24 protein-coding genes are annotated in these 22,869 nt (G+C 63.7%); 10 read left to right on the top strand and 14 right to left on the bottom strand.

Annotated elements, in window-relative coordinates; all coding sequences use genetic code 11:
• Positions 1–23: 23 nt before the first annotated feature.
• A complete protein-coding gene (locus K5R33_RS15435; RefSeq protein WP_220749966.1) occupies positions 24–1,244 on the top strand; it encodes an FAD-dependent monooxygenase in 1,221 nt (406 codons plus the stop codon).
• A gap of 49 nt (positions 1,245–1,293) precedes the next feature.
• Here the strand turns inward: K5R33_RS15435 and K5R33_RS15440 are convergent, their stop codons facing one another.
• The 6 genes from K5R33_RS15440 to K5R33_RS15465 form a co-directional block, all read right to left on the bottom strand.
• On the bottom strand, positions 1,294–1,470 hold the full coding sequence (locus tag K5R33_RS15440; protein ID WP_220749967.1) for a Trm112 family protein: 177 nt from the start codon (positions 1,468–1,470) through the stop codon (positions 1,294–1,296).
• On the bottom strand, positions 1,467–2,111 hold the full coding sequence (locus K5R33_RS15445) for an LON peptidase substrate-binding domain-containing protein (RefSeq protein ID WP_220749968.1): 645 nt from the start codon (positions 2,109–2,111) through the stop codon (positions 1,467–1,469). The genes K5R33_RS15440 and K5R33_RS15445 overlap by 4 nt, the downstream gene beginning before the upstream one ends.
• Positions 2,112–2,138: 27 nt before the next feature.
• On the bottom strand, positions 2,139–3,053 hold the full coding sequence (gene trxA / locus K5R33_RS15450) for a thioredoxin (protein WP_220749969.1): 915 nt from the start codon (positions 3,051–3,053) through the stop codon (positions 2,139–2,141).
• Positions 3,054–3,194: 141 nt separating this feature from the next.
• A complete protein-coding gene (locus tag K5R33_RS15455) occupies positions 3,195–3,983 on the bottom strand; it encodes an exodeoxyribonuclease III (protein ID WP_220749970.1) in 789 nt (262 codons plus the stop codon).
• 107 nt (positions 3,984–4,090) lie between these two features.
• Positions 4,091–5,281: an MFS transporter gene (locus K5R33_RS15460; RefSeq protein ID WP_220749971.1), complete on the bottom strand. Its 1,191-nt coding sequence runs from the start codon at positions 5,279–5,281 to the stop codon at positions 4,091–4,093.
• Positions 5,278–5,937, bottom strand: coding sequence for a DUF2461 domain-containing protein (locus K5R33_RS15465; RefSeq protein WP_220749972.1), 660 nt, complete (start codon positions 5,935–5,937; stop codon positions 5,278–5,280). Before K5R33_RS15465 ends, K5R33_RS15460 begins: the two co-directional genes overlap by 4 nt.
• 122 nt (positions 5,938–6,059) lie before the next feature.
• On the opposite strand from K5R33_RS15465, the gene K5R33_RS15470 reads away from it, so the two are divergent.
• On the top strand, positions 6,060–7,310 hold the full coding sequence (locus K5R33_RS15470; protein ID WP_220749973.1) for an MFS transporter: 1,251 nt from the start codon (positions 6,060–6,062) through the stop codon (positions 7,308–7,310).
• Between the two features lie 230 nt (positions 7,311–7,540).
• Here the strand turns inward: K5R33_RS15470 and K5R33_RS15475 are convergent, their stop codons facing one another.
• Both K5R33_RS15475 and K5R33_RS15480 read right to left on the bottom strand, forming a co-directional pair.
• Positions 7,541–8,680 carry an ATP-grasp fold amidoligase family protein gene (locus K5R33_RS15475; RefSeq protein ID WP_220749974.1) on the bottom strand — a complete coding sequence of 380 codons (1,140 nt, stop codon included), beginning with the start codon at positions 8,678–8,680 and terminating at the stop codon, positions 7,541–7,543.
• A 141-nt stretch (positions 8,681–8,821) separates the two neighbouring features.
• Positions 8,822–9,508, bottom strand: coding sequence for a response regulator transcription factor (locus tag K5R33_RS15480; protein WP_220749975.1), 687 nt, complete (start codon positions 9,506–9,508; stop codon positions 8,822–8,824).
• A gap of 171 nt (positions 9,509–9,679) precedes the next feature.
• On the opposite strand from K5R33_RS15480, the gene ribA reads away from it, so the two are divergent.
• Together ribA and K5R33_RS15490 are read left to right on the top strand one after the other, a co-directional pair.
• Positions 9,680–10,726, top strand: a complete 1,047-nt coding sequence (gene ribA / locus K5R33_RS15485; RefSeq protein WP_220749976.1) for a GTP cyclohydrolase II — start codon at positions 9,680–9,682, stop codon at positions 10,724–10,726.
• Positions 10,723–11,226, top strand: a complete 504-nt coding sequence (locus K5R33_RS15490; RefSeq protein WP_220749977.1) for a L,D-transpeptidase family protein — start codon at positions 10,723–10,725, stop codon at positions 11,224–11,226. Before ribA ends, K5R33_RS15490 begins: the two co-directional genes overlap by 4 nt.
• Before the next feature lie 7 nt (positions 11,227–11,233).
• On the opposite strand, the gene K5R33_RS15495 is transcribed toward K5R33_RS15490, so the two are convergent.
• Together K5R33_RS15495 and K5R33_RS15500 are read right to left on the bottom strand one after the other, a co-directional pair.
• Positions 11,234–11,887, bottom strand: a complete 654-nt coding sequence (locus K5R33_RS15495; RefSeq protein WP_220749978.1) for a YggS family pyridoxal phosphate-dependent enzyme — start codon at positions 11,885–11,887, stop codon at positions 11,234–11,236.
• An 88-nt stretch (positions 11,888–11,975) separates the two neighbouring features.
• Complete coding sequence (locus K5R33_RS15500; protein ID WP_220749979.1) at positions 11,976–12,944, bottom strand: porin; 969 nt, start codon at positions 12,942–12,944, stop codon at positions 11,976–11,978.
• Positions 12,945–13,233: 289 nt separating this feature from the next.
• On the opposite strand from K5R33_RS15500, the gene K5R33_RS15505 reads away from it, so the two are divergent.
• The 5 genes from K5R33_RS15505 to K5R33_RS15525 all read left to right on the top strand — a co-directional run bounded on the left by K5R33_RS15505 (position 13,234) and on the right by K5R33_RS15525 (position 18,463).
• A complete protein-coding gene (locus tag K5R33_RS15505) occupies positions 13,234–13,746 on the top strand; it encodes a DUF3576 domain-containing protein (protein WP_220749980.1) in 513 nt (170 codons plus the stop codon).
• 100 nt (positions 13,747–13,846) lie between these two features.
• Positions 13,847–16,390: a leucine--tRNA ligase gene (leuS, locus tag K5R33_RS15510; RefSeq protein ID WP_220749981.1), complete on the top strand. Its 2,544-nt coding sequence runs from the start codon at positions 13,847–13,849 to the stop codon at positions 16,388–16,390.
• Positions 16,377–16,859, top strand: coding sequence for an LPS assembly lipoprotein LptE (lptE, locus tag K5R33_RS15515; RefSeq protein WP_220749982.1), 483 nt, complete (start codon positions 16,377–16,379; stop codon positions 16,857–16,859). Before leuS ends, lptE begins: the two co-directional genes overlap by 14 nt.
• A complete protein-coding gene (holA, locus tag K5R33_RS15520; protein WP_220749983.1) occupies positions 16,856–17,854 on the top strand; it encodes a DNA polymerase III subunit delta in 999 nt (332 codons plus the stop codon). Before lptE ends, holA begins: the two co-directional genes overlap by 4 nt.
• 12 nt (positions 17,855–17,866) lie before the next feature.
• On the top strand, positions 17,867–18,463 hold the full coding sequence (locus tag K5R33_RS15525) for a glutathione S-transferase family protein (protein ID WP_220749984.1): 597 nt from the start codon (positions 17,867–17,869) through the stop codon (positions 18,461–18,463).
• Here K5R33_RS15525 and K5R33_RS15530 read toward each other — a convergent pair.
• Entirely contained in the window at positions 18,445–19,602 is a 1,158-nt protein-coding gene (locus K5R33_RS15530; protein WP_220749985.1) for a TIGR03862 family flavoprotein, read from the bottom strand. The two genes, K5R33_RS15525 and K5R33_RS15530, sit on opposite strands and share 19 nt — an antisense overlap.
• 10 nt (positions 19,603–19,612) lie before the next feature.
• On the opposite strand from K5R33_RS15530, the gene K5R33_RS19125 reads away from it, so the two are divergent.
• A complete protein-coding gene (locus K5R33_RS19125; RefSeq protein ID WP_255576481.1) occupies positions 19,613–19,933 on the top strand; it encodes an HNH endonuclease in 321 nt (106 codons plus the stop codon).
• Positions 19,934–20,329: 396 nt separating this feature from the next.
• Here K5R33_RS19125 and msrA read toward each other — a convergent pair whose 3' ends face one another.
• The 3 genes from msrA to K5R33_RS15545 all read right to left on the bottom strand — a co-directional run bounded on the left by msrA (position 20,330) and on the right by K5R33_RS15545 (position 22,838).
• Complete coding sequence (gene msrA, locus K5R33_RS15535) at positions 20,330–20,953, bottom strand: peptide-methionine (S)-S-oxide reductase MsrA (RefSeq protein ID WP_220749986.1); 624 nt, start codon at positions 20,951–20,953, stop codon at positions 20,330–20,332.
• 115 nt (positions 20,954–21,068) lie between these two features.
• Positions 21,069–22,289: an argininosuccinate synthase gene (locus tag K5R33_RS15540; RefSeq protein WP_220749987.1), complete on the bottom strand. Its 1,221-nt coding sequence runs from the start codon at positions 22,287–22,289 to the stop codon at positions 21,069–21,071.
• Positions 22,290–22,394: 105 nt separating this feature from the next.
• The gene (locus tag K5R33_RS15545) at positions 22,395–22,838 is read right to left on the bottom strand and encodes a PRC-barrel domain-containing protein (protein ID WP_220749988.1); all 444 of its coding nucleotides are present in this window, start codon (positions 22,836–22,838) and stop codon (positions 22,395–22,397) included.
• Positions 22,839–22,869 lie beyond the last annotated feature (31 nt).

Raw genomic sequence — 22,869 nt, forward strand, 5'->3', positions numbered from 1 at the left:
ACAATGGCCCATGGGCGGCGCATATGCCCCCTATGGATGCTGATACTCTGATCGTCGGCGGGGGGCTCAATGGCCCTTTGGCCGCCCTTGCCTTGGCCAAGACGGGTCTGCGGTCGATCGTGCTGGATGCGCGGCCCCGCCAGACTTTGGACGCCGCCGACTTCGATGGTCGCAGCTATGCGGTCGCGCTTGGGTCCGTACGGATGTTGCAGGCGCTTGACCTCTGGTCTGACCTGGACGCAACCGCGCAGCCGATCACCGGGATCCGGGCGAGCGACGGGCGCGCGGGGGAGGGCGCCTCGCCACTGCACTTGGCCTTCGATGCGGCAGAGATCGGCGAAAGCTTCATGGGGCAGATGGTCGAGGACCGGCATCTGCGTCCTCATCTTCTGTCGGCTTGCGACCGCGCGCCAGAGATCGACGTTCGGTTTGGGTGTACTGTGACCGACCAGACCGTCGAAGGGGGGTTAGCCGTTGTGACGCTGGACGATGGCACGTCCCTGCGCGCGCCGCTTCTGCTTGGCTGCGATGGCCGGGCGAGCGGTGTGGGTCGGCGCGCCGGGATCGGACGGGTAGGGACGGATTATCGCCAGACCGCGCTGGTCTGTGCCGTGGAGCATGACCAGCCCCACGGCGGGGTGGCCCATCAGTTCTTTATGCCGCCGGGCCCCCTGGCGATTCTGCCTTTGCGAGGCAATCGGTCGAGTATCGTTTGGACCGAAGACGCCGCAACCGCGCGGGAGTTGAACGCGCTCTCCGATGCCGCCTATCTGGATGTGCTCCGCCCCAGGTTCGGCAGCTTCCTGGGCGATTTTCGCCTCGTCGGGGCACGGTATACCTATCCGCTCAGTTTGACCCTGGCGCAGACGTTCATTGGGGACCGTATGGCCTTGGTAGGCGATGCGGCCCACGGCATTCATCCCATTGCGGGACAGGGCCTCAATTTGGGCTTCAAGGATATCGCGGCGCTGTCCCATGTTGTGGCGGAAGGCAAGCGGCGCGGGGAAGACTTCGGCGCGGCGGATGTTTTGGCGCGGTATCAACGCTGGCGGCGTTTCGATACCACGGCCATGGGGCTGGCGACGGATGCGGTGAACCGGTTGTTTTCCAACGACAACCCAATCCTCCGCTTGGGGCGTGACTTGGGAATGGGGGCCATCTCGGCGATGCCTGGTGCCAGACGGGCGTTCATTCGCGAAGCCGCTGGCGTTACCGGAGACCTGCCCGATCTAATGCGCGCCTAAGACATTTCGTTGAAATGTCTTTGAAAAAGTCTTCGGGGAAGACTTTTGCTTAGTCCAGGCTTCGGGCTTCGTCGCGTAGCATGATGGGGATGCCGCCTCGGATCGGATAGGCGACCTTGGCGGCCTTCGAGATGAGCTCCTGCGCCTCGGCGTCATAAGTGAGTGGTGCGCGGGTTTCCGGGCACACCAGGGCTTCGAGCATTTTGCGATCATGGTCGGAGATCATTGCAGAACCTCATCGTCGGCGCCGCCACGCAGGGCGATTTCCATCAGGGTAACGACGGTCTCGCGGCGGGTGGCCAGGCTCGGCGCCTCCAATAGCGCCTGTTTCTCTTCTTGCTCGAACGGACAGAGCATGGACAGGGAGTTCAGGAGCAGCTCTTCGTCGGCGTCCTTGAGGCTGTCCCAATCGGTCGACAGCTCTTGGCTTTCAAAATAGCGGCGCAGCAGATCCAGAAAAGCAGGACGGTCGAAGCCGTGATCTTTTTCGGGCTTTCCCAGGTCGCGGTCGAAGCCATCCCAGGACACATCCGCCTTGATGTAGGGCGTGAACCCCGTCACCTCGCGCGTGATCCGGTACCGGCAGACGCCCGCCAAGGTGATCATATATCGGCGGTCCTCGGTCTCGGACAATTGGGTCAGCCGCCCCGCGCATCCAATCGTCTGCAACGCTCGCCCGTCGCGACCGGTCTGGGCGCGGGGCTGTACCATGCCGATCAGCCGATGCTCGGTCTTCAAGCAATCGTCCACCATTTGCAGATAGCGCGGCTCAAAGATGTGCAGCGGCAGCCGTGCGCGTGGCAGCAGCAAAGCCCCTGGCAGTGGAAACACGGGGATGGTCGAAGGGAGGTCGGTCGCTCTCATCATGATAGGGGACGTAGGTCGCGCGATACCTCAGGCAAAGATCATCGACGACAGTTTGCGACGCCCCGCCAAAACAGCGGGGTCTTTTGGCCCGGCCGCGTCGAAGATCGTGAACAATTGGGTGCGCGCGGCGCCGTCGCTCCACTCGCGATCCCTGCGGAAAAGCTCCAACAGTTGCGCAATCGCATCCTCGGTTTCGCCAGCGGCTTGCAACGCCCCGGCCAGGTCAAAGCGGGCCTGGTGGTCCTCTGGGTTTGCCTCCACAGCGGCGGTCAACTCTGCAATGGGACCGGCATCGGCGGCTTGATGGGCCAAAGCCAATTGCGCGCGGGCGGCGTCCACTTCGGCGCTTTGGGCGATCTCGGTCGGGGCATTGGTCAGAAGGGCCTCGGCTTGGTCCAGTTCGTCCAGGGCGATATGGGCGCGGACCAGGCCACCGTAGGCCGCCGCGTTCTCTGGCGCCTCGCCCAGGATGGCGGCGAAGGTTTGTGCGGCATCCACGGCGGCGCCCGCCTCCAACATCTCTTCGGCGGCCGACACGGCTTCGGCGAGGCCCTCCGCTTCGGAGGTATTCAGCGCGGCAACGCGGTCCACGAAGGCTTGGACCTCCGCCTGACTGACGGCACCCTGAAATCCGTCGACCGGTTGCCCCTGGTAGAAGGCATACACCGTCGGGATCGACTGGATGCGCAGTTGGGCCGCGATTTGCTGGTTCTGATCCACATCGACCTTGGCCATGCGCACCTTGCCGCCCGCGGCGGTCACGGCGGCCTCTAGCTGGGGGCCGAGGGTCTTGCAGGGGCCACACCACGGCGCCCAGAAGTCCACGATGACGGGTGTGGTTTGGCTGACCTCGACCACCTCGGTCATGAAGTCCATCTCCGACACGTCGCGGATCAGGTCGGTCGCGGCGGGGGCGTCTGGGGTCTGTCCGAACAGGGTCATGGCTACGGCTCCGGGGGCATGGGTGTTGTCGCGAGATCTAGGAGGCTGCGCGCCCCGTCGCAAGCGGTGCGTGTGGCCTTCTGTCCTTTGCCGGGGCGACGGGGGCAGCCCGCCATCGACCCGGCAGCATGTTCCGGGGCGTCACAGATCGAAAGTCGCCAGAACGGGCGCGTGGTCCGACGGCTGTTCCCACCCTCGAACATGGCGCAGCACGCGGCTGGAATGGGCGGCACCTGCGATGTCGGAGGTGGCCCAGACGTGATCCAAGCGGCGCCCTTTGTCGGCGGCGTCCCAATCGGGCGACCGATAGGACCACCAGCTATAGAGCTTGCCATCGGGAATATCCGCGCGTGTTACGTCGACCCAGCCCCCTGCATCCTGGGTCTGGGCCAAATGTTCGACCTCGATGGGGGTGTGGCTGACAACCTTCAGGAGCTTTTTGTGGTCCCACACGTCGTCCTCTCGGGGGGCGATGTTCAGGTCACCCACAAGGATGGACCGCTCCGGCCGATCCGCGTGGAAGGCGTCACGCATGTCGGTCAGATAATCGAGCTTTTGTCCAAACTTCTCGTTGATCGTGCGGTCGGGTTTATCGCCGCCTGCGGGCACGTAGAAATTTTGGATCACGACGCCGTTGTCCAACCGGCCCGCGATATGGCGCGCATGGCCCAGGTTGGCATAATTTGCCGCGCCCGCCTCTTCCATGGGGCGCTTGGACAGGATCGCCACGCCGTTGTAGCCCTTTTGCCCCCGCGCAACCATGTGGGTGTATCCCAGGGCTTCGAATGCGTCGCGCGGGATCTTATCGACCGGGCTTTTGCATTCCTGCAGGCAGAGCACGTCCGGTGCCTCTTCGCTGAGGAAGCGCGCGACCAGAGCCTCCCGCAGGCGGACAGAGTTGATGTTCCACGTGGCAAGGGTGAAGGGCATTGGGCATTCCTCTGGCACAGACATCCCTGTGTCGCAGGCCCGGCGCGGCGCGACCAGCCCTAGAATGGCGCGGCGGGGACCCGCGTCGGGCCCTGCGCCGGGGCGCGTCAGTCCTTAGGCAAGCGCCAGGCAAAGACCGTCAACCCAATCAACAGGACGACACCGCCCATGGCATAGGCGGCCAGGATCATCCGTAGGTCCCCATCGGGCATTTGGCCGACATCCGTGGTCGAGGTGGCCGCAATCCAAAGCGTTGCGGCGAACAGAACCCGACCCAGAAGGCTTTGAAGGGAGAGGAACGTCGCACGGCTTTCGTCGCGCAGCAGGGCTTGCAGGCGGGCGACAAGGAAAGGTTGGGCTAAGGCGTCCGGGATCATGCGGCCGAGCAACAGCAGGATGGCGACCGGTCCTGTGGCGATGGCCAGGGCGCCCGGCAGCGCGATTTGAAACGCGAAGGCACAAAGCAGCAGCGCGACCAATCCGACCGAGGTGCGCAGGCCCGGTGCAAAGATCGAGACCACCAACGACAGGCTCATCATACTGGCGGTGACGATGCCGCTGACCAGGGGCGTTTCCCGGGCAAGCGCGGTGCCGGCCAAGGCGCTCTCGATCACCGGTTGACCAAAGACGAAGGACACATGGCTGAACCCGTACATCAACACGCCGATCAGCAGCAGCCAGACCGCCATTGGCAGGCGAAACGTCTCGCCCAGACTGCGCAATGTCCCGACCCGGTGTTGTTGCGTGCGGTCGCGCGGTGGTTCTTGGAAGGCCAGTGTGACCAGCAGCAGCGCACCATAGGCAAGTGTTGTCGCGATGTAGGGCCAGGTCAGATCCCATCGGGCCAAAGCCCCGCCCACGACGGCCGACAGCGCGAGGCCCGCAAACCCCGCGCGCCAGCCGATCATCTCCTGATGATCCATGTCATCCGCCCGCCCGTCGGCAGCGAGCGACTGGTAGAGCAGTGAGCTATCCGTCCCCGACGCGAAGGCGGCGTGCACCCCAAGCAGGATTTGCGCGGCGGCAAACCAAAGGAACGGCCCGCCTGTCGCCTGCATCGCCGCCGTTGCCAGGGCCGCCGCGGCGGACACGATCAGCGTCGGCCGTCGCCCCCACCGGTCGGACAGCCAGCCGGAGGGGACCTCCAGCAGGGTCGTCGCCACATCGTAGATCGCATAGATCGCAATCGCCTCAGCTGCCGAAAGCTCCGCCTGGAGGTAGAGGAACCAAACCGCCTGCCAAAAGATCAGGGAGCGGAGGAACCGGAACCACGGATAGAGCTGAATGTTGCGTGTCACAGGCGGTCAGCGAGAAACGTGCGAAACGGCAGGAGCACCTCAATGCGGTCGGTAACTGCCGCGACTAGCCCCTCGCCCGTCTCTCGCCAACCGGGGGCCAGATCCATGCCCAGGGCCAGGGATTTGCGCTTCAGGAGGTCTGCGTGGGGATGGTCGGCGTCATAGGGTTTCGGCACGCGCTTCAAGGGCTCCGGCCCGATGGCCGCCAAATGCCCCCCGCTGTCGTCCATAATCTCTGCCAAACGGTCGCCCCAGCGGTCCACCATCGCGCGGTAGCGGGTCAGGGCCTCCTTATCGAAGCCAGGGGTCCCGCACCCGATGAAGCATCGGTCCGGCTCGATCCCAAAATAGAAACTCGGCGCCAGATCGTCCGCATCGCCCGAGGACCAGAGCATCGCCAGATGGTCCTTGTAGGGTGACTTATCCTTTGAGAACCGCACGTCCCTGTGGATGCGAAACAGCTTCGGCGTGTGGGGCGCAGTGGTCAGGCGGCTGATCTCCTCGGCCATGATCTCTGCGAACAGCTTTGCGGGGGCCTCGATGTCGGCCTTCCAATCGGCCTTCCGGGGTTCGAACCAGTCCTTGGTGTTATTGGCGCGCAGCTGTCCATAGAACCGCTGCGCCCGGTCGAGCATTTCCGTGAAACCGTCTGACATGGTGCCTCCTGGCGATGGCTGGGCGGCGTTCCGTTTGACGATGCCCGTCAAGGCAGGGGGGCGCAACCGGGCTTGCGCCGGTCGCCCCTCCCGACGCAGGCTTCGCCGCAGGAGGCCCAGCCATGTCCCTTGCTCTGATCCGAGACAACCGCAATTACCGCTGGCTGGTCTCAGCCTCTGGGATCTCAAACCTTGGGGATGGGGTGTCGGCCCTGGCGTTTCCCTGGCTGGCGTCCTTGATTACCCGCGACCCGCTGCTGATCTCTCTGACGGCTGTGGCGACTCGCCTGCCGTGGCTTTTGCTGACGCTGCCTGCGGGGGTTTGGACGGATCGGGTTGACCGGCGGCGTCTGATGGTGCGCGCAGATCTGTTTCGCGCGGTGCTGACCTTGGGGATCGTCGCGATGGTCTTGGCGGCACCACCGCCAACGGACCAACCGGTGGTTATGATTGCGGGCCTATGTGCGGTGGCCTTCCTGCTGGGCGCGGCAGAGGTCCTGCGGGACAATGCGGCACAGACCGTTCTGCCCGCGGTCGTGGATCACCGCGACCTGGAGCGTGCCAACGGTCAGCTTTGGTCGATTGAGCGGATCGCAGGGCACTTCATCGGCCCCCCTTTGGCTGGGGTGCTGATTGCTTTGGCCTTACCGGTGCCCTTCGCTTTCGATGCTGTGACCTTTGCGGGCGCGGCGGCCCTGGTCTGGCTGATGGTTATCCCCGCGCGCGTCGCGCCAGCGCGGCGTCCTTTCCTGGTGGAACTGTCCGAGGGGCTTCGCTGGATCTGGGGGCACGTGATGATTTGGCGGCTGGCCATCCTGTTGGGGATCATCAACGCCTGTGCGATGGCGTCACTCACGATGCTCGTTCTCTTTAGCCAAGAGATCTTGGGCCTTGGCGCCGTGGGTCATGGCCTGTTGTTAACGTCCGGCGCCGTGGGGGGCGTTCTGGGCGGGCTCGTCGCCCCTCGGGTGGCCCGTTTGCTTGGTCCGACGGTCAGCCTGCGTCTGGCCATGGTAATCTTTGCCGCGTGCTACGCCGCCATCGGCGTGGCATCTCACCCATTTGTTGTTGCCTTGGCGCTGTTCGGCGAGGCGTTTGGGGGGCTGCTGTGGAATGTGGTCACGGTAAGCTATCGCCAGCGCACGATCCCCGATGATCTGCTCGGACGGGTCAACAGCGTGTATCGGTTCTTCGGCTGGGGCATGATGCCCCTCGGCGCGGTCATTGGCGGTGCCGTGGTGGCTTGGAGCGAGCCGTCCCTTGGGCGCGATCTGGCTTTGCGGATGCCCTACCTCGGTGGTGCAACGGTTCTGGTAGGGGTTGGTCTTATCGCGGTCGTGTCTGTGCGATTGCCCTCTACGGGCCGGGGCTAAGGACCAAAAAAAATGGTCGGACAAATGTCCGACCCAGTCCAACAGGGAGGTTGTGTCCAGAAACTCTGGACACACTCATCCCTTAACGGACGCTGCTCCGACTCAGCAAGAGAGAACCTTGACGCAACGACACTTTGGTCTAGTGCGATGTACGCAATCCACATCAAACGGCATGAAATGCGCCGTCTTATACCATTTCGCGGCCAATCTCGTTTCGACGGATCGTTGTCTTAGGGGGTTCTGGCGGGCTCGATCTCGTGTTTGGCGATCATCCGTTCCCGGTATTGCTGGATTCCCGTCAGCCGCTTCCGCAACAGGTTCTCCGTCTCTCGCCAAGACTTCGCCAGGTTCAAGCGTTGCGTCCCATCGTACCCGTCTTGGACCGCTTGACGGTGCAACGCCCGTGCGCTGTCGACCGAACTGTCGAGCACACCAGAGGCCAGCAAACCGTAGAGTGTCGGCTCACAACAGGGTCCATGCTTTGGCCCGGGCGAAAACGTCCCGACGGTCGACGGATCGGACTTCAGCAGGGTCTTCGCCTCCAAGAACGCCTCTTCCATCCGATCGTGATAGGCATCGCTGTATTCCTGGGATCGTCCGGCGACGTTGCCAGGGGAAAAGGTGAACTCGCCAAAATAGACGCCCTCTGGACTGTCATAAAGATCGACGCTCACAAAGGGCGCATCCGTATAGCGGGATAGCCGCTTTGCCGTGTCCAAAAGATCCTCGGCATGAAGGGGCACAATTGGCACGCCAGGGCGAGATCCCTTATCGCAGTCCAAATAGTCAATGCCCGGCTTAAGGGGAACAAATTCGCCGTTGAACAGCGCCTTGCGAATGGGCTGCGTGTTCCGGTCAATTTGCAGAATGACTTCCACGCGCCCCTGAAAACAAAAGAACTTGTAATCCATTGGGACGGGCCGTCCGGGGATCGTGGACTGCACGAATTGTTCCGTGATCCAGCGCGGCGTCCGCTTGGCATTGCGGAACCCTTTGACGGCCTTGATCTGCTGGGCCTGGATCTCCGCTCGCGACATGATGCGCAGGGACATCAAGTCTAAAAACCGATCGCCCGTCAGTTTTCGCAACAACATCACGCCCCGGCCCGACCAGCCGAAGGCATATTTCAAAACGAAAAACTCCGGCAGAGAATCAAGGTCAAAGGCGTCCAGGTCTTCGACCTCCTGGTAGACCTCCGGTATGAATATGCCAGACCCCTCTAGCAGGTTCTTCACAACAAGCTTGTTAGAGAGGTTCTTTCGAAATTCCGTGCCCCGGCCCATGTAAAACTCGCGGGCAACGAACGCCAAAAACTCGGATTTCTGATTGTTACGACCGAACTTCGGTCGGGTGGTACCAGTGGCGGTCACGACAAAGCGGCCTTTTCAAAGAAGTGGCACAAGTCGATAGCGGCATTGGTGAGCCGACGTCAAGTTGTGCCTTGGCCGACCGGCCTTGGGAAAGGCGCCTTGACGCCTCCCCCACGGCCGGATTGACATCGCAACCGGACGTTAAGCCATGAGGCGATAGCCGCCGCTTTCCGTCACCAAAAGCCGTGCATTCGAGGGATCGGGCTCGATCTTCTGACGCAAGCGATAGATATGCGTCTCCAGCGTATGGGTGGTCACCCCGGCGTTATAGCCCCACACCTCATGCAGCAGCACGTCGCGTGCCACCGTCCCGTCATTGGCGCGGTAGAGGAACTTAAGGATGTTGGTCTCCTTCTCGGTCAACCGCACCTTTTTGTCGTCTTCCGTGACCAGCAACTTCATGGCCGGCTTGAAGGTATAGGGCCCAAGCTGGAACACCGCGTCCTCCGATTGCTCATGCTGGCGAAGCTGGGCGCGGATGCGGGCCAGCAAAACCGGGAACTTGAACGGCTTGGGAATGTAATCGTTCGCACCTGCGTCGAGACCCAGAATGGTATCGGCATCGGTGTCATGGCCGGTCAGCATCACGATGGGGCATTTGACGCCGGATTTCCGCATCAGGCGGCAAAGCTCCCGACCGTCGGTATCTGGTAAGCCTACGTCCAGGACAACCAGATCGTAGATCTGCTCTTTGGTGCGGGCCATGCCGGTCGCACCGCTGTCGGCTTCGAACACGTCAAAGTCTTCGGTCATGACAAGTTGTTCGGCGAGGGCGTCGCGCAGGTCGTCGTCATCGTCAACCAGCAGGATTTTCTTTAGGTTTGCCATTGTGTCTCTCCGTGTCTCGTTGCCCCATTGGTGCCGGAAGGCGTTTGGTTCGCCAAGGCATTCGCGCCCATTCTCACGGGTTGCTCACGGCCACGTGTCGCCAAGCCGGGATTTGTTACATATGACGGGATGCGGCGGGCCTGACCCGCTCAGATTGTTTCAGAGGCTGACATGCTCGCCCCAACTTTGATCGAACTCGCCGCGCGCGCGCGCGCTGATTTGCGTCTCGGCGTGCCGATTTGCGTGGGCGGCGTGACCCTTGCAGCGGCCGAAACCCTGTCGGCGGAGCGCTTGGAGGCTTTGGGGCGGCTCGGCCCGCTGACGATTGCCTTGACCGATCGACGCGCGCAAACGTTGAAAGCGCGGGTCTACGATGGCGATATCTCGCGGATCTCTGTTCCCCAGGGGGCCGATCTCGCCTGGCTGCGGGCGCTGGCCGATCCGGCGGATGACCTGCGCAAGCCGATGAAAGGCCCCTTACTCGCGCAGAGAGATGGGGACGCCGTGCCCTGGCGGACGGCCATTGCCCTGGCCAAGGCGGCCCAGGTGCTGCCCGCCGTGGTGGGGGTGGAGGTTCTCTGCCCGGATGGGCTGACCCAGCTGCCTGCGCATTTGCCGCCAGGGGCCGCGGGCTTGCCGCGCGACGTGGCGGCGGCGCGCTTGCCCATGGCCGCGGCCCGGGCCGGGCGGTTGCATGTGTTTCGAGAGGATGCGGGTGGCGAAGAACACTACGCCGTTGAAATCGGTGCCCCGGATCGGGCGGCGCCGGTCTTGGTCCGGTTGCACTCGGCCTGTTTCACCGGCGACGTGCTGGGGTCTCTGAAGTGCGACTGCGGGCCACAGCTCCATGCCGCGCTTGATGCCATGGGGCAGGGGGGATCGGGGATCTTGCTCTATCTCAACCAAGAGGGGCGTGGCATCGGGCTTGCCAATAAGATGCGCGCCTATGACCTCCAGGACCAGGGGTTCGATACCGTCCAGGCCAACCACCGCCTGGGGTTCGAAGACGATGAGCGGGATTTCCGGCTTGGGGCGTCGTTGTTGAAGCGACTTGGCATTTCGCGCATTCGCCTAATGACCAACAATCCGCGCAAGATCGATATGATGCAGGCCCAGGGCATCGAGGTCGCAGAACGCGTGCCCCTCAATGTGGGGCGCGGCCCTGACAACGCGGCTTATCTGGACGTAAAGCGGGACAAGAGCGGGCACCTGCGATGACCCGGGCCACAGTGCAGGATTTGGTTGTTACGCCCATGGGTCTGCGCTTCGCTGGTCGTCTACTGCCCTGCACCCTTGGCCGGGGCGGTGTCGTGTCGGACAAGCGCGAGGGCGATGGCGGAACACCGCGGGGCACCCATCGCCTTGTGGGCATGCTGTACCGTCCGGATCGCTTGGCGCGCCCCACCGATTGGGCGGTTCCGATCCGGCCTGGCGATCTCTGGTGCGATGATCCGAAACACGAAGACTACAACCTTATGGTGCGCGCGCCGTTCGAGCCGTCCCATGAGCGATTGCGCCGGGCTGACCCGCTCTATGATCTTGTGATCGTGACCGACTGGAACTGGCCCCGGGCGGAGCGTGGGCGGGGTAGCGCGATATTCATCCATCGGTGGCGGAACCCTGGTGTTCCAACCGAAGGCTGCATCGGGCTTGCGCCGCGTGACCTCCGCTGGATGGCCCGCCGTATCACATATGAAAGCCGTCTGATCGTGCCGTAGGGCGGGGTCACCCGGTGGTGCGAGCCCCGAAGATGGCAGAGCCCACACGGATATGGGTCGCGCCCAGGGCGATGGCGGTCTCGAAATCCGCGCTCATGCCCATACTCAGATCAGGCAGCCCATTGCGCGCCGCCAGATCAGCGAGAGTCTTGAAGTGGGGTGCTGGGTCTTGATCCACGGGTGGGATGCACATCAGGCCCCTGACCGTCAGATCCAAGGCGCGGAGATCACGGACCAGGTCGTCGACACCCTGCACCGCCACACCCGCCTTTTGGTCCTCGTCGCCTGTGTTGACCTGCACGAAGAGCGCGGGCGCCCGGCCAACCTCGCTCGCGATATCAGCGATCCGGCGTCCAAGCTTCAAACGATCCACGGAGTGTATGACGTCGAAGAGGTCTAACGCTGGACGGACCTTGTTGGATTGAAGTGGCCCCAACAGATGCAACTCAGTCCCAGTGAAGCGGTCCTTCCAAGCTGGCCACTTCCCCTGAGCCTCTTGCACCCGGTTCTCGCCGAAGGCGCGATGCCCAGCCTCAAGCACAGCCTCTACGCGGTCCTGGGGTTGGACCTTGGAGACCGCGATCAGTGACACCTCGGAGCGGTCCCGACCGGCATCGCTACAGGCCTGAACCACACGGCGTTCGATCTCGTTCAATGACATTAGGGCCCTCCGTCTCCTGCGGTGATCTGCCCAAAAGAAAAGAGCGGGCACAAGGCCCGCTCTCTCTTAAGCGTAATCCAGTGAAGGATTAGAAGCTCATCGCAACACCCAGCGAGAAGGTGTCGAGGTCACCAGCGGTGCCCGGAGCGTCGGTGCTGCCGTAACCGAACTGGATGGAGGCGCCGCCACCCAGGTCGTAACCGGCGGTCAGACCGAAGCCGTCCGTCTCGGAGCCGTTGTCGAAGTCGAACTTACCGTAGTTGGCGTGCAGCGAGATCGCGCCGGTGGTGTAACCCACACCGATACCAACGTGGTCGTAGCTGGCAGCCGCGTTGCCGCTGATTTCCTGGTCTTCGTAGCTGATGCCGGCGGCGAAGCCGTTGGCGAAAGCAGCGTCGATGGACAGGCCGATGGCTTCGTCGTCGTCACGGGTCTGGTAACCCAGGCCAAAGCCGATGGCCGTGCCGCCGAGGTCCAGGTCGTAGGTCAGACCCAGGCCGAGGATCGGGTCGTCGTTGGCAACGTCTGCGTCGCTGATTTCAGCCGACACAGCAACGCCGAAGGCGCCGAAGGTGTTGTCGTAACGCAGGATCTGACCGTCGTAGTCACCGTCGAGACCGGCGTTGCCGTTATAGCCGCCGTGCTCTTCGTTGTCCTGGAGGGAGCCGCTGTTGAACAGCACTTCCTGCAGGGCCCAGTCCAGAGCGCCGTCGGTGTCACCCATGGTCAGGGTACCGAAGTTGCCGGAGATGAAGATCACCGCACCACCGTGCTGCGAGTCGTCGCGGGTCGCGGCGGATTCGCCCAGGCCGTCGTCGTCGTTGTTGTCACCGATCGACTCGTCGAGGTCGATGTTGGCGCCGAAGGTCAGGCCGTTGTCGGTTTCACCCGACAGCGTGAAGGTGACGTCGATGTCGGTGTGGAACTGGACGTTCTGAGCCGGATTGTCGTTGTCGAAGATACCCATTTCGGCGGAGCCCGTCAGGGTCACACCTTGCGCCGCAGCGGCGCCGGCGAAGGCAACCAGAGCGGTCGAGGCGAAGAGGATGCTTTTCATAATTTTCCCTCGTGTTTCGAAGTCGTCCCCACCACGGGAATCGCGTTGGGCGTGGAAACCGTTTCACTCATCGGGCCGACACTCGCAAGAAAGGCCCCGCAAGGCCTCGGGTTTTCGCCGTTTTACCGGTGCAGTCTTGCCACAGTGACGCCATGGGGTGCCCAAGTCCCGTCAAACTGTGGCGTAAGGTGTTGCGTCAAAGCCTTGTGACGCCCGCCAAGCATAGGATAGTCAAAGCGCGCGCCCCCCTGGGGTGCAGACCGCTGGATGCCAATGAGGGAGCGCACCAATGCGAAAGACGACGGGTTTGCGTGCGATTGCTGGATTGGCCGTGCTGGCTACGGTGGCAAGCTGTGGGACGGCTTTCTTTGGGCGCACACCCGAAGAGCGTCGCGCCCGCGCCGTAGAACAGGTGAACCCCGCCACCATTGCGCGGGACGCGCGCGCCAACAGCAACACGTCCTCCTTCTTCGACCTGTTCGAGAACCGCGACGACCCCAATACGACGCTTGAGGTGAACAAGTACCTCTGGAATGCCTCGCTGGATGTCCTGTCTTTTATGCCCGTTCAGAACGCTGATCCGTTTTCGGGCGTGATCCAGTTCGGGTATGGTGTGCCGCCGGGCGGTGGGCGCGCCTATCAGGCGACCGTCCTAATCCAAGACCCCGCCCTGGATGCGCGATCCCTCAACGTGGCCCTGCGGACGCGGGGCGGCACAGCCAGCCGAGAGACACAGCGCGCCATCGAAGACGCAATCCTCACGCGCGCGCGGCAACTTCGTATCGCCGACAGCCGCCTGTAAGACCTCGCGGGCGCGCCTGTGGCGTGCGCCGCCTACGACCCCTTTCTCCCTTTGGCCGCGCGCGACGGGTTGCGCAGCCCGACCACAGCCGGAACCTGACATGAGCCGCTACGACGCCGCCGCCACCGAACCAAAATGGCAAGCCGCCTGGGATAAGGCAGACCTGTTCCTGGCCCGCCGCACGGACCAGCCGAAATACTATGTCCTTGAGATGTTCCCCTATCCCTCGGGGCGCATTCACATCGGTCACGTGCGCAACTACACCATGGGCGACGTCATCGCGCGGTATAAGATGTCCTGTGGGTTCAGCGTCTTGCACCCGATGGGGTGGGACGCTTTCGGGATGCCAGCGGAAAACGCGGCCATGGCCTCTGGTGGGCACCCCAAGGATTGGACCTACGACAACATCTCCGTCATGCGGGGTCAGATGAAGCCGCTGGGCCTCAGCATCGACTGGACGCGCGAATTCGCAACCTGCGACCCAGAATACTATGGCCAGCAGCAAGCGCTGTTCCTGGACATGTTGGAGGCCGGGCTGGTCTATCGCAAACCTGCCATCGTGAACTGGGACCCGGTCGATATGACCGTTCTGGCCAATGAGCAGGTGATCGACGGCAAGGGCTGGCGCTCCGGCGCGGAGGTGGAGCGTAAGGAGCTGACCCAATGGGCCTTTGCTATCTCCGACATGGCCGAAGAGCTGTTGGACGGGCTGAAGGGCCTGGACGATTGGCCCGAGAAGGTGCGCCTGATGCAGGAGAACTGGATCGGCAAGTCGCGCGGGTTGCAGATGACTTTCGCCCTGTCCGCACCGGTGGGCGGCCATGACGGGATCGAGATCTACACCACACGTCCCGATACCCTGCGCGGCGCCTCCTTCATTGCCATCGCGCCGGAACACCCGCTGGCCAAGGCGCTGGCCGAAGAGGATGCCGATCTGGTTGCCTTCGCGACCGATGTGCGGAAGGGTGGGACAACTGAGGAAGCCTTGGAAAAGGCGGAAAAGCGGGGCTACGATACAGGTCTGACGGTCGAGAACCCCTTGGGCGGCACCTTGCCCGTCTGGGTCGCGAACTTTGTCCTGATGGACTATGGCACCGGCGCGATCTTCGGCTGCCCGGCCCATGATCAACGTGACCTAGACTTTGCGCGCAAATACGACCTGCCCGTCACCGATACCTTCGTGGCCTTGGACGACGACGCCCGCGTCACGAACACCGCCTTCACCCCGCCCAAGACCGACCGTGTGCGTTGGATCGACCAGCCTGCAGGCCTGACCGAAGCCACGGGACAAGAGGCCATCGACGCGACCATCGACTGGGCTGAGGCGAAGGGCCTGGGCACCGGTAAGGTCCAGTATCGCCTGCGCGATTGGGGCCTGAGCCGCCAACGCTACTGGGGGTGTCCGATCCCCGTTGTCCACTGCGACGATTGTGGTGTCGTGCCGGAGGCCAAGGAAAACCTCCCCGTTCGTCTGCCCGACGACGTGACCTTCGACGTGCCTGGCAACCCGCTGGACCGCCACCCGACCTGGCGGGAGTGCGCGTGCCCCAAATGCGGCAAGCCCGCCCGGCGTGAGACCGATACGATGGATACCTTCGTGGATTCGTCTTGGTACTTTGCCCGCTTCACCGCTCCCCGTGCCGAAACGCCAACCGATGTGGACGACGCTGCCTATTGGATGAACGTCGACCAGTATATCGGGGGGGTGGAACACGCGATCCTGCACCTGCTCTATTCCCGCTTCTTCGCCCGCGCCATGCAGAAGACCGGCCACCTGCCCCAGGGCACGGAGGAGCCGTTCGACGCGCTATTCACCCAAGGCATGGTGACCCACGCGATTTATTCGACCAAGGACGACAAGGGCCGCGACGTCTACCACCTGCCCGAAGACGTGGATCTCGACACCAAGACCCTGCGCGCCACGGGAGAGCCGATCACGGTCACCCCGCCGGTCAAGATGTCCAAGTCCAAGAAGAACGTCGTGGATCCCATGGACATCATCGCGACCTATGGCGCGGACACGGCTCGGTGGTTCGTCCTGTCCGACAGCCCGCCGGAGCGGGACGTGGAATGGACCGCTTCGGGGGCCGAGGCCACGGCTAAGCACCTGGCCCGTGTCCACCGCCTGGCTACCGACATCGAACGTGCTGACCGGGCCGCCAATGCAGCGGACGCTGATCTGGCCAAGGCAACGGCCCGCGCCATCCAAGAGGTGACCGACGGGATCGAGGGCTTCGCCTTCAATAAGTCTGTCGCTAAGCTCTATGAGTTCACCAACACTCTGCACAAATCCGACGCGGGAGCCGAGGCACGGCGCGACGCGATGAAGGTCTTGGCGCAACTGATGGCCCCCATGACGCCCCACTTGGCCGAGGAGGTCTGGTCGATGATGGGCGGCGAGGGTTTCGTCGTGAACGCCGCTTGGCCCAAGGCCGACGAGGCCCTGCTGGTCGAAGACACCATAACCCTTCCGATCCAGATCAACGGCAAAAAGAAGTCCGAGATCGAGGTCGCCAAGGACGCGCCCAAGCCCGAGATTGAGGCGCTGGTGATGCAAGACGCCCAAGTCGTGAAGGCGCTCGACGGGGGGCAACCCAAGAAGCTGATCGTCGTGCCGGGACGGATCGTGAATGTGGTGGTCTAGGCGCTTTGTCCTGGGCGCGGGCCTCGCCGCGCTCACAGGCTGCGGCTTCACGCCGGTCTACGGGCCGGGGGGCGGCGGCGCCGCACTGCGCGGGGCCATCCGCGTTGCTGACCCGGACACCGACTTCGAATTCGCCTTCGTGCGCGAATTTGAGGCCCGTCTCGGCCTGCCCGAGGCCCATCGCTACGAGTTGACCTATGTTGTGCGCACCGAAGAGGTAGAGTTGGCCATCGACGGCTCCAACAACATCACGCGGTTCAACATCGAAGGTGATTTGACCTGGTCTTTGATGCCCGTCGGCAGCGACACAGCCAAGCTGACCGGTGTCGAGAGCAGCTTCACCAGCTACTCCGCCACCGGCTCCACCATTTCCACGCTCGAATCCGAACGGGATGCGGAGCAGCGCTTGGCCCGTATCCTGGCCGACAAGGTCGTCACACGCCTGCTGAGCCAGGCCGCAGATCTATGAACCTACGCGGGGCACAGGCCGCGCGGTTCTTCGCCAAGCCTGATCCCGGCACGGTCGGTGCGCTGATCTATGGCGGCGATGCCATGCGGGTTGCCTTGAAACGGCAGGAGTTGATCGCAAACCTCGCCGGACCCGGGGCCGATGACGAAATGCGCCTGACGCGGATGTCCGGGGCTGAGGCCAAGTCTGATCCTGCCGCAGTTTTGGATGCCCTAAAGGCCGTTGGGTTCTTTCCAGGTCCCCGTGTCGTCTTTGTCGATGGCGTGACCGAGGCCCAGGGCGGTCCCATCTTACAGGCTTTATCCGATTGGTCCGACGGGGATGCAGCGCTGGTGGTCACGGCGGGGGCACTCAAGAAAACCTCCAAACTGCGCAAAGCGTTTGAGGCGCATCCCAAGGCCGTGGCCGTGGGTCTTTACGATGAACCCATGGGCCGCGAAGAGGTCGAGGCCGCCATTGCAGCCGAGGGCCTGTCGCTCACGCCCGAGGCCCGGCGCGGGGTCGAGGCCCTGTCACAACAGCTTGATCCAGGTGATTTCCGTCAAACTCTGACCAAGCTGTCCCTCTATGCAGGCGGATCCGAGGTCGACGCAGACGCCGTCGCCCTGATGGCGCCTGCCACGGTGGATGCCGATACGGATCAAGTGATCGCCGCCGCCGCCGAAGGGCAGGCGGGCGCCATTGGCCCTTTGATGCAACGGCTGAGCGGGCAGGGTGTTGCCGCCGTCACTCTGGTGATCTTTGCCACGCGGCACTTTCAGCAACTGCACACGGCCGCCGTTGCGGGTGGGGTTGGTGGGCTGCGCCCGCCGGTCTATGGCCCCCGCCGGGATGCCATGGAACGTCAGGTCCGCGCTTGGGGTGCCCGGAAACTAGAAGGGGCCTTGGCCCTGTTGATGGAAACGGATTTGACGCTGCGATCGTCGGCCCGCGCGCCGGATATGGCCGTGATGGAGCGGGCCTTCATCCGCCTTGCCATGATGGCCCGCAGTTAGGGAGACGCGCCTATGTATACACTCCACGGACGGGTTAAGAGCCGCGCCCTGCGTACCCTCTGGATGCTGGAAGAGCTGGGCCTGCCCTATAGCTACCACGCGACCGAGCCACGCTCGCCCGAGGCCTTCGCCGTCTCGCCTCTGGGCAAGGTGCCGGTTCTGCTGACCGAAGATGGCCCCGTCTACGACTCGGTCGCGCAGATGACCATGCTCGCGGATCGGGAGGGGCGGTTCACACATCCTGCGGGTAGCCATGCGCGCGGCGTGCAGGACGGTTTCACCAATTCTGTCACAGAGTTGCTGGATGTGATCCTCTGGGAAATGGCCAAACATGTCTTTGTCTTGCCGGCGGACCAGCGCGTCGCGGCGATCAAGGACAGTCTGCGCTGGCAGTGGGAACGCAACGCTGGGTTGGTGGCCGAACTGCTGGGCGGCGGGCCCTATGCAACGGGCGCGGAGCCGACGGTGCCGGACGTCCTGCTTGCCCATTGTTGCGGCTGGGCGGCGGGGCTGAAGCTGGACCTGCCTTCGCCCTTGCGGACACATATGACCATGATGCGCGCGCGGCCTGCGTTCCGTCGGGCCATTGCTCAGGGTGAGGCTGCATAGGCGGCAGCCGCGCGCCCAGCCCAGCGGCCCGTAGCCAGACACGCCGTGATCAACCAGCCGCCTGTCGGGGCCTCCCAATCCAGCATCTCACCCGCCGCGAAGGTGCCTGGGCGCGTGCGCAGCATCAGGCGGTCGTCCAAAGCCTCCCACCGGAGGCCCCCTGCCGTGGAAATGGCTTGATCCATATCTTGTGGGCCCTGGATCTGCGCCGTCAGCATCTTGATGGTGGGGGCCAGATCCTCGGGGAGCGGACGCGCCCATTCCTGGATCAAGGCAATTTGGACTGGCGTCAGCTTCAGCGCACGGCGCAGGTGGTTCGACAGGCTCTGCTTGCCCCGTACTGCCAGGCGCGCGCGGACCTGCTCCAGCGTCAGATCGGGTTTGAGGTCCAGCGTCAGTGGGGCGCCGTCGCGCAGGGCTGGGGTCAGGGGATAGAGCCCGCCGCCCTCCAACCCTGTGCGAGAGACGACGATCTCACCGCGCAGGGTCTGACCGCCTGCGCTCAGACCGATGTTCTTGAGGGGCGTGCCGAAGTGTTTGGCCATATGGGTTGACCAAGCCACGCGAAACCCGACGTTCGACGGCTGAAATGGGGCGGTCAGACCGGTCAGATGCGTGGTCCATTTGCCGTCAGATCCGAGCCGCCTCCAGGACGCGCCGCCCAGGGCCAGGACGGTGGCGCCTGGAGTTACTTGAGCGCCGTCCGCGAAGGTCAGCGCATCTCCGTCCCAGCCCGTCCAACAGGCCCGCCGAACCAGTGTAACGCCCAGGCCGTCCAGCCGTGCGAGCCACGCGCGCAGGAGCGGCGAGGCCTTCATCGTCTCGGGAAAGACCCGGCCCGTGGACCCGACGAAAGATGGCTGCCCCAAATCTTCCATCCAGGTGCGAACCTCAGCGGGGCCGAAAGCTGCGACCATTGGCTCCAACTCGACTTGGGCGTAAGTCTCTGTAAAAGCGGGCGTTGTGTGAGTGACGTTCAGCCCCGATTTGCCAGCCATAAGCAGTTTGCGCGCCGGACTGGGCATCTGGTCATAGATCGTCACACGCGCGCCCGCCCGCGCTGCAGCCTCGGCTGCCATGAGGCCGGCGGGGCCTGCGCCGATGACGGCGACGGTTGATTTGCGGTCGGTCTGGGTCATTTCCCCCCGCATGTCAGAGAGCGCGCCGCCCGACCACCCTATCTGTGCCCTGTGCGAACGTCCCATTCTGCCCGGTACACCGCAGAGCTTGCATCATTTGATCCCAAAACTGCGCGGCGGAAAGGGCGGGCCGACTGTCCTTATGCATCAGATATGTCACAATGAAATCCACGCGAGCGCGTCTGAGGCGGAGCTGGCGCGGTTGTGGAACACGCCCGAAGCGCTCCGCACCCATCCCCGGCTGGAGAGGTTCATAAAATGGGTGCGGAAACGGCCCGCCGATTTCCATTCGAAAACACCGGGCGCGCGGCGGGGCTGGAAACGGCGCTGACATAGGGGGGTGATACAGGGGTGACCGTGGTATGATCTGGGCCGGACGCGGCGGGTGGTCCGCTTTTACTTGGGTGAGTGTGACGACAGCCAGTTCCGTGGCGGCGGAACGCGCAGGTGCGTTGGGACGCCGCTATCTTCGACCCGTCCGGTGAGGCCGTACCCCGACGTTTGGACGGCGACGAACGATGGGACCGTCTCTGAATGGCAGGAGAGGACCGCAACTGGGCGGTTCCCAAAATCGCCCCACGTTGCCATATCGGCCGTCACTGCAAGGTGGGCCGTGACGCCTGGTGACCGCGCGAAACGGAGCGCCATCTCGTTGTCGATGAACGTTTCAAGTCCTGAGTAACCCGCGCCGTAGACCCCATACGGTCGAAGCCGCCACCAAGGCCGCTTATTTCGCGAATGGCGCGGCGTCGCCCCAAACCTCCAGGACCCGTGCATCCCGGCCGCAGCCCTTTCGGTACCGCTTGTAGGCGTCGGCCTTGGTCACGAAGACCCCGACGGAGGTGATGCCAAGGCGGTCGTCGGATTTGTAGTAGTCCTGGTGGTAGTCATCGACCGGGTAGAACGTGCTGACGTCGTAGATCGGTGTGACGATGGATTGGCCAAGCGCTGCCTCGGCGTCCGCTTTGGCGGCCTCGGCGGCGGCGCGTTGCTCTGGTCCATCGACCCAAATGGCCGTCGTATACTCCAAGCCCCGGTCGCAGAACTGGCCTCCCGCATCGAGCGGATCGATGGACCGGAAGTAGAGGTCTAGGATGTCTCGGTAGCTGATCGCTCCATCATCGAAGGGGATGCGCACCGCTTCGATATGGTCGCCTGAGCGGCGGTAGACCGGGTCCGGCGTGGTGCCGCCGGTAAAGCCCGAGACGACATCGCCGACGCCTTCGACGGATTCGAAGTCGGCCTCGATACACCAGAAACAGCCGCCCGCGAGCACAGCGGTCTGCGTGTCGGCCACGGCGGGCGCAGTCAGAAGGGTGAGGGCGGCGGCGAAGGGGGCAAAATGTTTCATGTCCCCGATATGGGGCGCCATCGGTCGATTGGCTAATGACGGTTGCGTGGGGTGCCAAGCCCCCGCTGCGCAGCGGGGGCAAGCCCCGGCGCGCGCCGGGGCGTGTCCCGCAGGTTTAGTCGGCGACGCGTTTGTTGCGATTGGCCACCAGCTTGAGGCGCAGGGCGTTGAGGTGGATGAACCCCTTCGCATCGGCCTGATCATAGGCGCCTGCATCTTCTTCGAAGGTCACATGGGCCTCGGAATAAAGCGAATGATCGGACCAGCGGGCCACCGTGCGTGCGCTGCCCTTGTAGAGTTTGAGGCGAACGGTGCCCGATACATGCTCCTGACTCTTGTCGATCAGGGCCTGGAGCATTTCGCGTTCGGGCGAGAACCAGAAGCCGTTGTAAATCAGCTCCGCGTAGCGGGGCATGATGCTGTCCTTCAGGTGCCCGGCCCCGGAATCGAGCGTGATCTGTTCGATCCCACGATGGGCCTCCAACAGCAGCGTGCCGCCCGGCGTCTCATAGACGCCCCGGGATTTCATACCGACAAAGCGGTTTTCGACCAGATCGAGGATGCCGATGCCGTGCTTGCCACCCAGCTCGTTCAGCTTGGTCAGGATCGTGGCGGGGGACATGGCCTCACCGTTGATTGCGACTGCGTCGCCGCGTTCAAAGGTGATCTCGACCATCTCGGGCGTGTCGGGGGCGTCTTCGGGGCGGGTAATCCGCTGGAGGACGTAATCGGGCGCCTCCTCCGCAGGGTCCTCCAGCACCTTGCCCTCGGACGAGGTGTGTAACAGGTTCGCGTCGACCGAGAATGGGGCCTCACCGCGCTTGTCCTTGGCGATGGGGATCTGGTTCTTCTCGGCGAAATCGATCAGCTTCGTGCGGCTGCTGAGGTCCCACTCGCGCCAGGGGGCGATGACCTTGATGTCGGGGTTCAGGGCATAGGCGGCCAGTTCGAACCGGACTTGGTCGTTGCCCTTGCCCGTTGCACCATGCGCGACAGCATCCGCGCCCTCGGCTGCGGCGATCTCAACCAGGCGCTTGGAGATCAGCGGGCGCGCGATGGAGGTGCCCAGCAGGTACAGCCCCTCGTAGAGCGCATTCGCCCGGAACATCGGGAAGACGAAGTCGCGGACGAATTCCTCGCGCAGATCCTCGATATGGATGGAGGTGGCGCCCATCATCTCAGCCTTGGCGCGGGCGGGCTCCAATTCCTCCCCCTGGCCCAGATCGGCGGTGAAGGTGACGACCTCGCAGCCGTATTCCGTTTGAAGCCATTTCAGAATGATCGAGGTGTCCAACCCGCCCGAATAGGCGAGCACGACTTTCTTGGGCGCGTCCATGGGTGTGTCTCCGAACTTGGGTCCGGGACGCGGGTAGGCCCCTTCGGCCCCCACCGCAAGCCCCCCGTGGGGGGCGGACGCGCCGTGGAGGCCGGGGCGGACACGTCAGTCCGCCGGAGTCCGACGCAACTCCGGCGCGTTTTCCAGCATGTCGCCCGTCATCATGACGGTCAGGAACCACTCATTGGGGTCGTCATCTTCGCGCACGGGGCGCAGTGCGGACCAGTCGATTGCGACCTCGCGCTCACCGATGCCGAGGAACCCGCCGATGTCGAGCACGACGGCTTCCAACTCGCCTTGGGTGTTGATGATCATGTCACCGATCTCGCCGATGTCATCCCATTCCGCTGCGGCCCCGGCGGGCTGCGGCGTGTCGATGGGCAGCTCCCTATCGGTGACGTAGATGCGGGTGCCGATCAACGTCGTCGCCATGTAGCTCTCGCCGTATTCCAGCGATGTGGTGGAGAAGGGCGCGGTGGTATGGCCATCGGCCAGCGCAGCGGTGCCGCTCAGGATGAGCGCGGCGGTCGTGAGGGGAAGACGGGACATGGGATCTCCTTTGGGGCCTGTTTGCAGGTGT

The organism is Jannaschia pagri (genome assembly GCF_019655435.1).
GTDB lineage: Bacteria > Pseudomonadota > Alphaproteobacteria > Rhodobacterales > Rhodobacteraceae > Jannaschia > Jannaschia pagri.